Below are 15,466 nucleotides of genomic sequence, written 5' to 3' on the forward strand. Positions count from 1 at the left end.
GGCGATGCCGTGTAGGAGCGGCTTCAGCCGCGACCTTCCAGCGTATTGGTTCTCTGGAAGGTCGCGAGTGACCTCGCTCCTACGGCCGGTTCCGCGAGCTTCCCCGATCCGCGGATGCAATACGCGCGCGGCTGGTGCACCATCAGGCAACCGGACAAGAGCACAAGCACCGATCGAGGAGAAGCCATGGCACGGTCATCGGGACCCTACCAGTTCGACACCCTGAGCCTGCACGCGGGCCAGCCGCCGGACCCGGCCACCGGCGCCCGGGCGACGCCCATCTACCAGACCACGTCCTACGTTTTCCGGGACAGCGACCAGGCGGCGTCGCTGTTCAACGGCGAGCGCGGCGGGCACGTGTACTCGCGCATCTCCAACCCCACCAATGCGGTGCTGGAGGAGCGCATCGCCGCGCTGGAGGGCGGCGTCGGCGCCATTGCCACGGCCAGCGGCCAGGCGGCGGTGCACCTGGCCATCGCCACCCTCATGGGCGCCGGCGGCCACATCGTGGCGTCGCACTCCCTCTACGGCGGCACCCACAACCTGCTCACGTACACGCTGCCGCGCTTCGGCATCCGCACCACCTTCGTCGACCCGCGGGACCCGGAGGCCTTTCGCGCCGCCATCCGCCCGGAGACCCGGCTGGTCTTCGGCGAGGTGCTGGGCAACCCCGGCCTGGAGGTGCTGGACATCGGCGCCGTCGCGGAGGTGGCCCACGACAGCGGTCTGCCGCTGCTGGTGGACGCCACCTTCGCCACGCCGTACCTGTGCCGGCCGTTCGACCACGGTGCCGATCTCGTCTACCACTCCGCCACCAAGTTCCTGGGTGGGCACGGCGTGGCCGTAGGCGGACTGCTGGTGGACAGCGGCCGCTTCGACTGGGACGCCTCGGGCAAGTTCCCGGAGCTCACCGAGCCCTACGCCGGCTTCCACGACATGGATTTCACCGAGGAATACGGGCCCAGCGCCTTCCTGCTGCGCGCGCGCAAGGAGGGCCTGCGGGATTTCGGCGCGTGCATGAGCCCGACCACGGCGTTTCACCTGCTGCAGGGGCTGGAGACCCTGCCGCTGCGCATGCAGCGCCACGTGGACAACACCCGCAGGCTGGTGGAGTTCCTGGTCGAGCACGAGGCGGTGGAGCACGTGGGCTACCCGGAGCGCCCGGATCATCCCGATCACGAGCAGGCGCAGCGGCTGCTGCCCAAGGGCTGCGGCGCGGTGTTCAGCTTCACCATCAGGGGCGGCCGGGAAGCCGGGCGCCGCTTCACCGAGAGCCTGAGCCTGTTCTCGCACCTGGCCAACGTCGGTGACGCCAAGTCGCTGGTGATCCACCCGGCCAGTACCACCCACCACCGCATGAGCGCGGAGGATCTGGCCGCGGCCGGGATCTCCGAGGGCATGATCCGGCTGTCCGTGGGGCTCGAGGATCCCGACGACCTGATCAGCGACCTCAAGCGCGCCTTGCGCGCCAGTCAGAAGGAGGCGCGCTGATGGAATGCACGGTCAACGGTACCCCGGCCTACGTGTACACGGGCACCCACCCGGTGAAGCCCGGCCGGCCCACGTGGCTGTTCGTCCACGGGGCGGGCATGGACCATTCCGCCTGGATTCTCCAGAGCCGCTACTTCGCCTTCCACGGCTGCAACGTGCTCGCCGTGGATCTGCCCGGGCACGGGCGTTCCGGCGGCGAGCCGCCGGAGACCATCGAGGCGCTGGCCGACTGGCTGGCCGCGGTGCTGGACGCCGTCGGCGTCGACAGTGCCCGGGTGGTGGGGCACAGCATGGGCGGGCTGGCCGCCCTGGATCTTGCCGCCCGGCATCCGCGTTGCGTGGACGTCCTGGCGATGGTCGGCACCGGCTACCCCATGCCCGTGGCCGACCCGTTGCTCAATGCGGCGCAGGCGGACGATCCCGGCGCCGGCGAGATGATCATGCACTGGGGCCTGAGCCCGCAGTCGCACCTGGGCGGCAACCAGGCGCCGGGGCTGTGGCTGTACGGCCAGGGGATGCGGCTGCTGGAGGCGTCGCTGCCGGGTGCGCTGTTCACCGACCTGAGCGCCTGCAACGCGTACCAGGCAGGCCATGCGCGGGCGGCGGAGGTCACGGCGCCGACGCACTTCGTCATCGGCGAGCAGGACATGATGACGCCGCCGAAGGCGGGCAACGGCCTGGCCGATGCCATGCAGGCCGCGCCGGTGAGCCGCACGGTGCTGCGCGGCTGCGGGCACATGATCCCGCTGGAGCGGCCCAACGAGCTGCTGGACGAGCTGATCGCGCTGCCCCGGAGATGAATACCGGAGCGCCGCAATGGGCCCCGTAGGAGCGGCTTCAGCCGCGACGTTCCAGAGAACATGATGCCCTGGAAAGTCGCGGCTGAAGCCGCTCCTACATTCGCCGACATCATGCCACCCAAGGACAGCGTGGGAGGGGCTTTAGCCCCGACGGCGGAATAACGCACTGTTATGGTCGCGGCTGACGCCGCTCCTACGGGGCCGGGGCGGCTCCTGATCCACGGTGGCACCGCGCCCCGGGAACTCAATGGCGCGCGCGGCCGACGTCCTTCTGCATGGTATTACCGCTGCTCCCGGTCAGGCCGCGCAGGGCATCCATGTCCTCCAGGGTGATCTCCTTGCCGGCGGCGGTGATCCAGCCGGCGTCGGCGAAACGGCGGAACAGCCGGCTCATGGTCTCCGGGGCCAGCCCCAGGTAGTTGCTGAGCTCGTGCCGCGACATGGGCAGCCGCAGGCGCGTGGCCGACAGGCCGCGGCGCGAGAAGCGCTCCGACAGGCTGAGCAGGAAGATCGCCAGGCGCTGCTCGGCGGTGCGCCGGGCCAGGGCATGGAGCATCTCCTGCTCGCTGAAGATCTCCTTGCTCATGATGCGCAGCAGCTGCCGCTGCAGCCCCGGGACGTCCTCGGCCAGGTGCTCCAGGTCCTGGAAGGGGATCTCGCAGGTGCTGGTGGTCTCCAGCGCGCAGGCGGTGGACGGGTGCTCGCCGAAACTGATGGCGTCCAGGCCCACGATCTCGCCCGGGAGGTGGAAGGCGGTGATCTGCTCCTCGCCGTCCTCGGAGACGGTCATGCTCTTGAGCGCGCCGGTGCGCACCGCATAGATGGCGCCGAACGTGCTGCCGGCGTGGAACAGCAGCTCCCCCCGGCTCAGCGGGCGCCGACGCTGGACGATGTTGTCCAGCGCATCCACGTCCGCCGTGTTCAGCGCCACGGGCAGGCACAGGTCACTCAGGCTGCAGGTGCGGCAGGCTTCACGGATCTGCCGGAGCTCGACGCTGCTGCGCCTCTGTTGGGCCATGCTGGACCTCCTTTCGTGCCCGGCGCATCGTGTGGGACGGGTAACCCCGGCGAAGTATAGCAACGGACTTCGCGATGGGCCGAGGAGCCGCCGTCGGGCTCGCCGTGCGAGTGCGTCAGTCGTGCCGGCGCAGGCCGTCGGGATCGTTGACGATGATGTCCCGCTGGCGTACCTGGATGAAGCCGGCGCTGCTGAGCTCGTGGAGAATCCGCGACAGGGTCTCCGGTGTCATGGACAGCCGCGACGCCACCACGTGCTTGGGCGCCGGCAGCTGCAGCGTGTCCCCCGGCGACAGCAGGCCGGCGGCCTGTGTCAGCAGGTAGCGCACGACCCGCGGCCGGGCCTGCTGCAGGGTGAGCTGGTCGATGTCCTCGAGCCGGCTGTGCAGCCGCATGCTGAGATCGGCGAGCAGGTGCATGCATGCGTCCGGGCTGGCGAGCAGCACGTTGCGGTAGGCCTCGTTGGGGATGGCGACCAGGCGGCTGGGCTCCAGGGCCTCGGCCGTGACCGGGTAGCGCTGGGCGTCCATGAACATCACCGCCTCGGCGAAGGTCTCGCCCGGGCGCACCAGGTGGACGACCTTCTCCTGGCCGTCGGGATTGCTGCGGGCCAGCTTGACCAGGCCTTCTTCCAGGATGAAGAAGTGCGACGCCGGATCGCCCAGGTGAAAGGCGATCTCCCCGGGGTCGAGGTGCTGCCGGCGCGCCCGTTGCGCCAGCCGGTCCAGCACGGCCGGCTCCAGGTGCCGGAACAGGGGGCTGCGCTCGAGGGTGATACGGACGGCGTCGGCGGTCATCGGGCGGCCACGACCTGGTCACGGATGAATGCCGCTACGGCATCGGCATCATCCAGGCACAGGCGGGGCAGCGCGGTGTCGAGCTGCAAGCCGTCGGGCGCCGCCACGGCGATGACGGCCTCGTCCTGCCGGAACAGGGGCGGGCGCTGGTCATCGACCTCGCGGAGCAGCTCGATCTTGGGGAAGCGCTCGTGCCGGAAGCCCTCCACCAGGACCAGGTCGACGGCGTCCTGATCCAGCCGCGCCAGCTCCTCCGCCAGGTCGGGCTCGCGGTACTGCGGCCGCTCCCGCATCAGCGCCCAGCGGTTGCCCGAGGTGACCAGCACCTGCTCGGCGCCGGCCTTGCGCAGGGTATGGCTGTCCTTGCCGGGGACATCCACGTCGAAGGCGTGATGGGCATGCTTGACCAGCGCCAGCCGCAGCCCGGCGTCGCGCAGGCGCGGGATGACGGCCTTGAGCAGCGTGGTCTTGCCGGTGCCGCTCCAGGCGGCGAACCCCAGGAGCGGGCAACGGGCCGTCGCCGGCCACAGCGCCGCGTAGGGATGGCGGGGGTGCATGGAAACCGTGCTGGTCATGGTCGTCCGCTTGGCTCACACTGTGTGGGCGATACTTTACACGGATGCTGCTGGCGGGCACTACAGCGCGTCGGCGGCGCCCGCATGAGGATGATCACCATGGCCGATGAACTACCGTCCGGTGCCGGCGAGGTTGCCGAAGACTATCCGGAGATCTGGGATGCTTACAGCCGCCTGGGGCGCGCGTGTGCCGAAGCGGGGCCGCTGGACGAGCGCGACCGCCGCCTGGTGAAGCTGGCCATGGCGATCGCCCGCGGCAGCGAGGGCGCCACGCACTCCCACGTGCGGCGCGCCCTGGATGAAGGATTCACCGTGGACGAGGTGCGCCAGGTGGCCCTTCTCGGCGTGCCGACCCTGGGCTTCCCGTCGGCCGTTGCCGCCCTGACCTGGGTGGACGACATCCTGGACGAGGAGGGGGATGACGATGACGGCGATGATGACGAGGACGAAGACGTCTGAGTCCCCTCGGTCGGGGCTGAAGCCCCTCCCACAGCGTCCTGCAGCGGGCTTCACCGAAGCTGTGTAGGTGCCATGTAGGAGCGACGTGAGTCGCGACTTTCCAGAGAAACGAGCGCCCTGGGACGTCGCGGCTGAAGCCGCTCCTACGCGGCTCTGGTGAAGCTTGGTGCAGGGCTCTGTGGGAGGGGCTTTAGCCCCGACCTGCCAGTGCGCATCGTCATCTGCAACGGTCGCGACTCACGTCGCTCCTACAGGGCGGGTCTGCCGGCATGGCGTGCCGGGGATTACACCAGCGGCACCACGTCCTTGGTGACCGCCACCGCGACGATGTAGCCGAACACCGCCAGCGCCGCGATCCACGCGGTCACGCGCACGCGCAGGGTACGCCCGCGCTTGAGGGCGACCGTCCCCAGGGCGATGTAGACCACCAGGGCGAGGACCTTGGCGGTGACCCAGCCGTGCACGAACGGATACTGGGCGATGGTCCAGGCGAGCGCCAGGGCGCTGGCCAGCAGGACGGTGTCGACCACGTGGGGCAGGACCCGCACCCACGTGCGCCGGAGCATGCCGGAGCCGGTCATCATCCACAGGCCGCGGATGATGAACAGCACCAGGCTCAGCCCGGCGGAAATCTGGTGGACGTGCTTGAGAAGCAGGTAGTGCTCTGCCATGGGGTTCGTCCTTGCCGGAGAGTGTCGACGGGCCCTAGCCGAGCCCGTTCTGAACGGCCCAGACGGCGGCCTCGACCCGGGAGCGGAAGCTCATCTTCTTCAGCAGGTTCTTCACGTGCACCTTGGTCGTGCCCTCGGTGATGTCCAGGCTGCGCGCAATGGCCTTGTTGCTCTCGCCGCGGGCCAGGTGCCGGAGGATCTCGCGTTCCCGTGCCGTCAGGCTGTCGAGGCCGGCCGCCGCGGCCCCGTGGTCCCGGGTGAGCGCACGGGCGAGGCTGGAGGTCAGGCCTTCGCTGATGACGACTTCTCCGGCCGCGGCCCGGCGCAGCTGCGTTACCAGCGCCTCCGGCTCCATGTCCTTGAGCAGGTAGCCGTTGGCGCCGGCGCGCAGGGAGGCGGTGATGTCGTCGTCGCTGTCGGAGACGGTGAGCACGACCACGCACGCCTTGATGCCCCTGGAGCGCATGGCCTTCAGCGTCTCCACGCCGGTCATTCCCTGCATGTTCAGATCCAGCAGAATGAGGTCCGGCCGGAGCTCCTGCGCCAGCCGCAGGCCCTCGTCGCCGTCGCTGGCCTCGCCCACGGCCTCGAGGTCGGGGTCCAGCGCCAGCAGCTGGGTGACGCCCCGCCGCAGCAGGGGATGGTCGTCGATGATGACAACGCTGGTACTCATGCCAGGTACTCCGCGCCGGTGCCGTCCCGTGCCGGGAACCGCACCTCGACCCGGGTGCCGCCCTGCGGGCGTAGCTCGATGGTCATCTCGCCGCCGAGGCTGCGGGCACGCTCCGCCATGACGCGGATGCCGTAGTGGTGGGGTCGTTCCCGGTTCTCCGGGATGCCGACCCCGTCGTCTTCAATGCGCAAGTGGACCTCTCCGTTGTCGTCCGGCTGCAGGTGGATCCAGCAGTGCCGGGCGCGAGCGTGGTTGACCACGTTCGCCAGCGCTTCCCGCGTAATGTGCAGGATATGGATTTCCGCGTTGGAGTCCAGCGGCAAGGCGTGCTGCAGGGTTGCCAGATGGATTGCCGGTGACTCCGGGCGTTGCCGGAACTCTTCCGCGGCGGTCTCCAGCGCCGCCTGCAGGCCCGGCTCGTTCATCTTCAACCGGAACGTCGTCAGCAGCTCCCGCAGGTGGCCGTACGCCGTGTTCAGCCCGTCGCGCAGCTCGGCGACGACGGCGTGGGTGGCCGCGTCGGCCGGATGGTGGCGCAGCCCGGCCTCGAGCCGCGTTACCTGGATCTTCAGGTAGGACAGCGATTGCGCCAGGGAGTCGTGCAGCTCGCGGGCGATGGCGGTGCGCTCTTCCATCAGGGCCAGTCGGCGCTGGTGCCGTGCCTCCCGTTCCAGGTCGCAGGTGGCGGCGATCTTCTCCGCAACGGCCTCCGCCAGGCGTCGTTGCCATTCCAAGGGTACGTCTTCTTCCCGGTGCTCCACCAGGAGCGTCCCGTGGTGGTGGCCGTGGTGCTGCAGGGGTACGGAGATAGCACCGCGCCCGGAGTGGTTCCGAACCGCCGGTGAATCCCCGTCCGGGTCTGCATCCCCGGCCTCGGCACCGTCCGATGCCGGCGCGTGATCGGGCCGCGAGCTGTAGGTGCGACGGACTGCAGTGCCGTTCGGCTCGGTCAGGCGGACGCGCACCGGGCCGGCGTCGACGAGCCGCTCCAGGCGCTCCAGGATCGGGGGGACCGTGCGCTCGTCCAGGTTGCCGGGCGTAAGGGTGCGGGCCGCGTCGTAGAGCAGCTGCAGGGCCTCGTTGCTGCGGCGCAGCTCGCGGGTCTTGTGCTCGACCTGGCGCTCCAGCCCCTGGTGGAAGGTTTCCAGGTCGGCGGCCATGGTGTTGAAGCTCTGGCCCAGCACGCCGATCTCGTCGCGGCCCGTGGTGGCGGAGCGTGCGCCGAAATCGCCGTGGCGGATCCGCTCGGCGGCCGCCATGAGGTCCCGCAACGGGCGCACGACGCGCGAGTGCATGAGGTACATGGCGCCGAGGGCGAGGATCACCGTCGCCAGCATGGTCGCGATCTGGGTGACGCGCAGCCAGCGGATGCGTCGCTCGGCCTGGTGCTGCAGGGCCGCGACCATGGCGTCGACGGAATCCACGAAGCCGTCCACCCGGTCGAGGTACGCGCTGCCGCCGTCTCCCTCCGCTCCGGTCGCGGTCAGCCCGGGCCGGAGCGATTCTCGCCATTGGCGGCGCACGCCCCGATAGCGCCGTTCCGGCGCGGCGCCGCCGCGTACGGTTCCGCGCAGGGCCGGATCGGCAAGGATCCGCTCGAATTCGTCCGCCGCCGCGGTCACGACTTCCCGCGAGGCAGGGCCTTCGTGGAGGAGGGCGGCGATGCGGTAGGCCTGCATGCGCAGCGAGCCGGCCCTATTAATGGCCGCCGCGTCGTCGTGCGCCGTCTCGGCCACATAGAGGGACACGCCCGCACTGAAAAGGGCGAGGGCCGTGATGCCCAGAAGAACGAGCCCGAGACGCAGACGGAGTGACCAGCGGCGCATTGGATTGCAACGACCTCCGTTGAGTGGACTACCCCTAATGAATCAAGGCATTCAATAATTTTCCCATATTATTACCTATTAAGAGGTAATGATGGCTTGTATAAAGAAGAGTTACGTGCGTCAAATCCTATTCCAAAGTGGTATTTTGAATTACTCGTCCAGCTCTGCCTGCCCCCGAAATTGATCGCGATCAAGACTCCGTCATCCCCGCACTCCTACCGTTGCCCTCGACGCAATGCAATTGATCAGGGCAGGGCACAATATGGCAACGGAACGGTTCAAGCAGTATTCCGTGCTCACCATGAACACGCTGGCCTTCACCGTGATGTTCATGGTGTGGACCGTGTTCGGCGAGATCGGCGTACCCATCCAGCAAGAGCTGGGACTGAATAATACCCAGTTCGGCATCCTGACGTCGGTCCCCATTCTTACCGGTGCGCTGGTGCGCCTGCCCCTGGGGGCATGGACGGACCGCTTCGGCGGCCGGCCGGTGTTCTTCATCCTCATGCTGTGCGTCCTGCCGGCCATGTGGCTCGTCCAGTTCGCCACGGAGTACTGGCAGCTGCTGGTCCTGGGTGCCTTCATCGGCCTCGCCGGCGGCTCCTTCTCCGTGGGGATCTCCTACACCGGCAAATGGTTCCCGCGCCACCAGCAGGGCACGGCCATGGGCATCTTCGGCGCCGGCAACGCCGGGGCCGCGGTGACCAAGTACGTCGCGCCGACCATCATCGTAGTGCTCAGCTGGCAGGCGGTGGCGAACGTCTATGCGGCGATCATCGCCATTACCGCCGTCCTCTTCTGGTTCTTCACCTACACCAACCCGGAGCACAAGGCGAAGAGCAGGATCACCCTGCGCGAGCAGGCGCGAGTTCTCAACGACCCGAAGGTATGGAAGTACTGCCAGTTCTACTCGGTGGTCTTCGGCGGCTTCGTGGGCATCTCCCTCTACCTGACGAAGTACTACATGATGGAGTACGACATCGGCATCCAGTTCGCGGCCCTGGTCGCCACGCTGTTCGTGCTGCCCTCCGGTGTCATCCGTGCCTTCGGCGGCTATCTGTCGGACAGGTTCGGTGCCCACACCGTGACCTGGTGGTGCATGTGGGCGAGCCTGATCAGCTTCTTCTTCATGTCCTATCCGCCCACCGACTACACCATTCACGGACTGGAAGGGACGACCCAGTTCCATTTCGCCATGCCCGTGTGGCTGTTCACCGCCTTCCTGTTCGTGGTGGGCATTGCCCTGGGGATCGGCAAGGCCTCGGTGTTCAAGTACCTCTCCGACGAGTACGCCCAGAACCTCGGGCTGGTCTCCGGCATCGTCGGTCTCGCCGGCGGCGTGGGGGGGTTCCTGCTGCCGCCCATGTTCGGCGCGCTCATCGACCTCACCGGCGTGACCACCACCATCTGGATGCTGTGCTTCGGCTTCACCCTGGTCTCGGTGGTGTGGATGTGGTGGACGGAGCGGCGGCAGCCGCTGCTCACCCGGGACGCCTATCACCAGGCACCGGTGCGCGAGGCCGGACAGCAGGCCTGAGCGCTGGATCCATGAACCAAAGCAGTCCCCCGGTGCGCTGCCCGGGGGCAACGAGACGCTGAAAGAGGGAGACACCAATCGTGGCCCTGAACCAAGACCTGGAGAACTGGAATCCGGAAGATGCCGAGTTCTGGGAGCGGCAAGGCCGGAGGATCGCCAACCGCAACCTGTGGATCTCCATCCCCAACCTGCTGATGGGCTTCGCCGTCTGGCTGATGTGGGGGATGATCACGGTGCAGATGATGAACCTCGGCTTCGGCTTCACCGAGCTGGAGATGTTCACCGTCACCGCCATCGCCGGCTTTACCGGGGCCACGCTGCGCATCCCGGCGTCGTTCTTCATCCGCATCGCCGGCGGGCGCAACACCATCTTCTTCACCACGGCGCTGCTCATGCTGCCGGCGTTCGGCGCCTACTTCGCGCTGCAGAACCCGGATACCCCGCTGTGGGTGTTCCAGGTGCTGGCGTTCCTGTCGGGCATCGGCGGCGGCAACTTCGCCTGCTCCATGAGCAACATCTCCACGTTCTTCCCCAAGAGCCAGCAGGGCCTGGCCCTGGGGCTGAACGCCGGGCTCGGCAACTTCGGCGTGACCACCATGCAGATCGTCATCCCGCTGGTGATGACCGCGGCGGTGTTCGGAGCCCTGTCAGGCGATCCGCTGCCCCTGCAGAGCAGCAGCGGCACCCTCCTCGGGCGCATCGAGGCCGGCGCGGATACCTGGATCCAGAATGCCGGCCTGGTCTGGGGCCTGGTGCTGATCCCGCTGGTGGCCGCCGCCTGGTTCGGCATGAACAACATCCTTGCGGTAACCCCGAACCCCGGCAACCCGCTGGCGGCCTTCGGCAAGATCGGCGGGCTGTACCTGGTGGCCTTCCTGACCTCCGGGCTCGGCCTCTACGCCTTCCTGCCGGCGCCGGTGGGGCTGGGCGTGCTCAACGTCTGGGTGGCGCTGCTGCTGGTCATCATCGCCACGCTGCTGATCATGCGCGTCATGCCCGCGGGCATCGGCGCCGGCATGGCGAACCAGTTCGCCATCTTCCGCAACAGGCACACCTGGTCCATGACCTGGCTGTACATCGTCACCTTCGGCTCGTTCATCGGCTTCTCGTCGGCGCTGCCGCTGTCCATCGAGGTGATCTTCGGCAACATGTGGGTGCCCGCCGAGGGCGGCGGCCTGGAGCGGGTCAACAACCCGGACGGTCCCAGCGCGCTCACCTATGCCTGGATCGGCCCGTTCGTGGGCGCCCTCATCCGCCCGGTGGGCGGCTGGATCGCCGACCGCGTCGGCGGCGCCCTGGTCACCCAGGTGATCTCCGGCGTCATGGTCGTCGCCTCCGTGGCCGTGGGCTACGTCATGGCCCTGGCCTACGGCACCGAGGCGCCGCAGGACTACTTCTGGATGTTCCTGGTGCTGTTCGTGGTGATCTTCGCCGCGTCCGGCATCGGCAACGGCTCCACCTTCCGCACCATCGGCGTGCTGTTCGACCAGCAGCAGAAGGGCCCGGCCCTGGGCTGGACCTCCGCCGTCGCCGCCTACGGCGCCTTCGTCGCGCCGCGGGTGATGGGCGAGCAGATTCAGGCGGGCAGCCCCGAGCTGGCCATGTACGGATTCGCCGTCTTCTACGCCGTGGGCATGGTGATCAACCAGTGGTTCTACCTGCGCCGCAACGCCTACGCGAGGAATCCATGAGGAGGTTGCCCCTATGCCGATCCACAAGCAACCGCACAACACGCGACGTACCGCATACCGGCACTTGGCCTGCTGATACAGCGAGGAGAAGACCATGAGTTTCTTTCTTGATCGCCTGACCTTCTTCCAGCGCACCCGGGAGTCTTTCTCCGACGGCCACGGTGTGGTCACCGACGAGCCCCGCCGCTGGGAGGACGCCTACCGCAGCCGCTGGCAGCACGACAAGATCGTGCGCTCGACCCACGGCGTGAACTGCACCGGCGCCTGCAGCTGGAAGATCTACGTGAAGAACGGCCTGGTGACCTGGGAGACCCAGCAGACGGACTACCCGCGCACGCGGCCGGACATGCCCAACCACGAGCCGCGGGGCTGCGCCCGCGGCGCCAGCTACTCCTGGTATATCTACAGCGCCAACCGGCTCAAGCACCCCATGGTGCGCGGCCACCTGCTGCGGCTGTGGCGCGAGGCCCGGCAGAGCCACGACGACCCGGTGGCCGCCTGGGCGTCCATCGTCGAGGACCCGGCCAAGGCGCAGCAGTACAAGAGCCGCCGCGGCAAGGGCGGCATGGTGCGCAGCACCTGGGACGAGGTGAACGAGCTGGTGGCCTCGGCCAACGCCTACACCATCAAGCAGTACGGCCCCGACCGGGTGATCGGCTTCTCGCCCATCCCGGCCATGTCCATGGTGAGCTACGCCGCCGGCTCGCGGTACATGTCCCTGCTCGGCGGCGTGTGCATGAGCTTCTACGACTGGTACTGCGACCTGCCCCCCAGCTCGCCGCAGACCTGGGGCGAGCAGACCGACGTGCCCGAGTCCGCCGACTGGTACAACTCCAGCTTCATCATGATGTGGGGCTCCAACGTGCCGCAGACGCGCACGCCGGACGCCCACTTCATGACCGAGGTGCGCTACAAGGGCACGGAGATCGTCACCGTCTGCCCGGACTACTCCGAGGCGTCCAAGTTCGCGGACCTGTGGCTGAATCCCAAGCAGGGCACCGACTCGGCGCTGGGCATGGCCCTGGGCCACGTGATGCTGAAGGAATTCCACGTGGACAACCCCAGCGACTATTTCCGCGACTACGCGCGCCAGTACACCGACTTCCCGTGCCTGGTGCGGCTGGACCGCACGGACAAGGGCTACCAGGCCGGGCGCTTCCTGCGCGCGTCGGACTTCGACAAGGCCCTGAACCAGAAGAACAACCCGGACTGGAAGACCGTGGCCTGGGACGAGAAGAACGACAGGATCGTCGTGCCCAAGGGCTCCATCGGCTTCCGCTGGGGCGAGGACGGCAAGTGGAACCTCGAGGAAAAGGACGCCGGCGGCAAGAACACGCAGCTGCGCCTGTCCCACCTGGATGTCCGTGACGACGTGGCCCATGTCGGCTTCCCGTACTTCGGCGGCCGCGAGCACGACCTGGGCCAGTTCACCACCAACCCCCAGGAAGACGTCATCTACCGCAAGGTGCCGGTGCGCCGGATCAAGCTCGCCGACGGCGAGGAGGCCCTGGTGGCCTCGGTGTTCGATCTCATCACCGCGCACTACGGCGTGGACCGGGGCCTGGACTGCCCCAATACGCCGACGAGCTACGACGACAACATGCCCTACACGCCCCGGTGGCAGGAGCAGATCACCGGCGTGTCGCCGCAGAAGGTGATCAAGGTGGCGCGGCGTTTCGCCCAGAACGCGGACAAGACCCGGGGGCGCTCCATGGTCATCCTCGGGGCCGGGCTCAACCACTGGTACCACATGGACATGTCGTACCGGACCATCATCAACATGCTGGTGTTCTGCGGCTGCATCGGCCAGAGCGGCGGCGGCTGGGCGCACTACGTGGGGCAGGAGAAGCTGCGCCCGCAGACCGGCTGGCAGCCGCTCGCCTTCGCCCTGGACTGGGCGCGGCCGCCGCGGCACATGAACTCCACCTCGTTCTTCTACGCGCACACCGACCAGTGGCGCTACGAGAAGCTGCAGGTGGCGGACATGCTGTCGCCACTGGCGGACAAGGAGCAGTTCCAGGGCAGCATGATCGACTTCAACGTCCGCTCCGAGCGCATGGGCTGGCTGCCCTCGGCGCCGCAGCTGGCCGCCAACCCGCTGCAGGTGGCGAAGGACGCCGCGGCCGCGGGCAAGGACCCCAAGGACTACGTGGTCGAGCAGCTCGCCGGCGGCAGCCTCGCCATGGCCTGCGAGGACCCGGACAATCCGGTGAACTACCCGCGCAACATGTTCATCTGGCGGTCCAACCTGCTGGGCTCCAGCGGCAAGGGGCACGAGTACTTCCTCAAGCACCTGCTGGGCACCGACCACGGCGTCCAGGGCAAGGACCTGGGCGAGGAGGGCGCCGAGAAGCCCCAGGAGATCGTCTGGCACGAGGAGGCGCCGCGCGGCAAGCTCGACCTGCTCACCACGCTGGACTTCCGCATGTCCACCACGTGCCTGTACTCGGACGTGGTCCTGCCCACGGCCACCTGGTACGAGAAGAACGACCTCAACACCTCGGACATGCACCCGTTCATCCACCCGCTGTGTGAGGCGGTGAACCCCTGCTGGGAGTCCCGCTCCGACTGGGACATCTACAAGGGGCTGGCGAAGAAGTTCTCCGAGGTCTGCCGGGGCCACCTGGGCAAGGAGACGGATATCGTCACGTTGCCGCTGCTGCATGACAGCCCGGCGGAGCTGGGCCAGGCCTTCGACGTCAAGGAATGGAAGAAGGGCGAGTGCGACCCGGTGCCCGGCAAGACCATGCCGCAGCTGGTGGCCGTGGAGCGGGACTATCCCAACGTCTACGCCCGCTTCACCGCCCTGGGGCCGCTCATGAAGAGCATCGGCAACGGCGGCAAGGGCATCGCCTGGAACACCGAGCACGAGGTGGATTTCCTGGGCCGGCTCAACGGCACCCACCGCGACGAGGGTGCGGCCAACCAGGGCATGCCGAAGATCGACACGGCCATCGACGCCGCCGAGATCATCCTCGGCCTGGCGCCGGAGACCAACGGCGAGGTGGCGGTGAAGGCGTGGGCGGCCCTGGGCAAGCAGACCGGCCGCGAGCACACCCATCTCGCCGTCAACAAGGAAGAGGAGAAGATCCGCTTCCGCGACCTGGTGGCCCAGCCGCGCAAGATCATCTCCTCGCCCACGTGGTCGGGCCTGGAGTCGGAGCACGTCTCCTACAACGCCGGCTACACCAACGTCCACGAGCTCATCCCCTGGCGCACGCTCACCGGGCGCCAGCAGCTCTACCAGGATCACCCCTGGATGCGGGCCTTCGGCGAGGGCTTCGTGGCCTACAAGCCGCCGGTGAACATGCGCACCACCCAGACCATCCAGGGCGTGCGGGGCAACGGCAACGAGGAGATCGCGCTGAACTGGATCACCCCGCACCAGAAGTGGGGCATCCACAGCACCTACAGCGAGAACCTGCTGATGCTCACCCTGTCCCGCGGCGGGCCGTGCGTGTGGATCAGCGAGACCGACGCCCAGAAGGTCGGCATCGAGGACAACGACTGGATCGAGTGCTTCAACTCGAACGGCGCCCTGGTGGCCCGGGCCGTGGTCAGCCAGCGCGTCCGCGAGGGCATGGTGATGATGTACCACGCCCAGGAGAAGCTGGTGAACACGCCCGGATCCGAGATCACCGGCGAGCGGGGCGGCATTCACAACTCCGTCACCCGGACGGTGCTCAAGCCCACCCACATGATCGGCGGCTACGCCCAGTTGAGCTACGGCTTCAACTACTACGGCACCGTCGGCTCCAACCGCGACGAGTTCGTGGTGGTCCGCAAGATGGACCAGGTGGACTGGCTCGACGGCGATGACGAGAGCATTTACGAAGCGGAGGAGCAGGCATGAGACCTCTGGATGACGTCACGAGCGAAGTCAGGTCGTCCGCCGCCGGCGCGCAGGAAGCGCAGTGTATGCAGCAATA

12 protein-coding genes are annotated in these 15,466 nt (G+C 68.0%); 6 read left to right on the forward strand and 6 right to left on the reverse strand.

Annotated features, from left to right (window positions below):
* Window positions 1-186: 186 nt before the first annotated feature.
* Together QWY84_RS17255 and QWY84_RS17260 are read left to right on the forward strand one after the other, a co-directional pair.
* Window positions 187-1,491 (forward strand): O-acetylhomoserine aminocarboxypropyltransferase, encoded by a 1,305-nt coding sequence (locus QWY84_RS17255; protein WP_290204150.1) that lies wholly within the window; start codon window positions 187-189, stop codon window positions 1,489-1,491.
* A complete protein-coding gene (locus QWY84_RS17260) occupies window positions 1,491-2,291 on the forward strand; it encodes an alpha/beta fold hydrolase (RefSeq protein ID WP_290204151.1) in 801 nt (266 codons plus the stop codon). The genes QWY84_RS17255 and QWY84_RS17260 overlap by 1 nt, the downstream gene beginning before the upstream one ends.
* Window positions 2,292-2,535: 244 nt before the next feature.
* Here the strand turns inward: QWY84_RS17260 and fnr are convergent, their stop codons facing one another.
* The 3 genes from fnr to mobB form a co-directional block, all read right to left on the reverse strand.
* The gene (gene fnr, locus QWY84_RS17265) at window positions 2,536-3,309 is read right to left on the reverse strand and encodes a fumarate/nitrate reduction transcriptional regulator Fnr (protein WP_290204152.1); all 774 of its coding nucleotides are present in this window, start codon (window positions 3,307-3,309) and stop codon (window positions 2,536-2,538) included.
* Window positions 3,310-3,424: 115 nt separating this feature from the next.
* The gene (locus QWY84_RS17270; protein ID WP_290204153.1) at window positions 3,425-4,105 is read right to left on the reverse strand and encodes a Crp/Fnr family transcriptional regulator; all 681 of its coding nucleotides are present in this window, start codon (window positions 4,103-4,105) and stop codon (window positions 3,425-3,427) included.
* On the reverse strand, window positions 4,102-4,635 hold the full coding sequence (gene mobB, locus QWY84_RS17275) for a molybdopterin-guanine dinucleotide biosynthesis protein B (RefSeq protein ID WP_435373003.1): 534 nt from the start codon (window positions 4,633-4,635) through the stop codon (window positions 4,102-4,104). Before mobB ends, QWY84_RS17270 begins: the two co-directional genes overlap by 4 nt.
* 144 nt (window positions 4,636-4,779) lie before the next feature.
* On the opposite strand from mobB, the gene QWY84_RS17280 reads away from it, so the two are divergent.
* Window positions 4,780-5,139: a carboxymuconolactone decarboxylase family protein gene (locus QWY84_RS17280; protein ID WP_290204154.1), complete on the forward strand. Its 360-nt coding sequence runs from the start codon at window positions 4,780-4,782 to the stop codon at window positions 5,137-5,139.
* Between the two features lie 284 nt (window positions 5,140-5,423).
* On the opposite strand, the gene QWY84_RS17285 is transcribed toward QWY84_RS17280, so the two are convergent.
* The 3 genes from QWY84_RS17285 to QWY84_RS17295 are packed head-to-tail and all read right to left on the reverse strand — an operon-like array spanning window position 5,424 to window position 8,309.
* The gene (locus tag QWY84_RS17285; protein ID WP_290204155.1) at window positions 5,424-5,810 is read right to left on the reverse strand and encodes a SirB2 family protein; all 387 of its coding nucleotides are present in this window, start codon (window positions 5,808-5,810) and stop codon (window positions 5,424-5,426) included.
* Between the two features lie 34 nt (window positions 5,811-5,844).
* Window positions 5,845-6,483 carry a two-component system response regulator NarL gene (gene narL / locus QWY84_RS17290; protein ID WP_290204156.1) on the reverse strand — a complete coding sequence of 213 codons (639 nt, stop codon included), beginning with the start codon at window positions 6,481-6,483 and terminating at the stop codon, window positions 5,845-5,847.
* A complete protein-coding gene (locus tag QWY84_RS17295; protein ID WP_290204157.1) occupies window positions 6,480-8,309 on the reverse strand; it encodes a HAMP domain-containing protein in 1,830 nt (609 codons plus the stop codon). The genes narL and QWY84_RS17295 overlap by 4 nt, the downstream gene beginning before the upstream one ends.
* Window positions 8,310-8,571: 262 nt before the next feature.
* Between QWY84_RS17295 and QWY84_RS17300 the strand changes: the two genes are divergently transcribed.
* The 3 genes from QWY84_RS17300 (at window position 8,572) to QWY84_RS17310 (ending at window position 15,390) form a co-directional block, all read left to right on the forward strand.
* The gene (locus QWY84_RS17300; protein WP_290204158.1) at window positions 8,572-9,846 is read left to right on the forward strand and encodes an MFS transporter; all 1,275 of its coding nucleotides are present in this window, start codon (window positions 8,572-8,574) and stop codon (window positions 9,844-9,846) included.
* 80 nt (window positions 9,847-9,926) lie between these two features.
* Complete coding sequence (locus QWY84_RS17305) at window positions 9,927-11,537, forward strand: MFS transporter (RefSeq protein WP_290204159.1); 1,611 nt, start codon at window positions 9,927-9,929, stop codon at window positions 11,535-11,537.
* 94 nt (window positions 11,538-11,631) lie between these two features.
* Window positions 11,632-15,390 carry a nitrate reductase subunit alpha gene (locus tag QWY84_RS17310; protein WP_290204160.1) on the forward strand — a complete coding sequence of 1,253 codons (3,759 nt, stop codon included), beginning with the start codon at window positions 11,632-11,634 and terminating at the stop codon, window positions 15,388-15,390.
* Window positions 15,391-15,466: the final 76 nt, after the last annotated feature.

The sequence above is a fragment of the Aquisalimonas lutea genome (genome assembly GCF_030409225.1).
Classification (GTDB): Bacteria; Pseudomonadota; Gammaproteobacteria; order Nitrococcales; family Aquisalimonadaceae; genus Aquisalimonas; species Aquisalimonas lutea.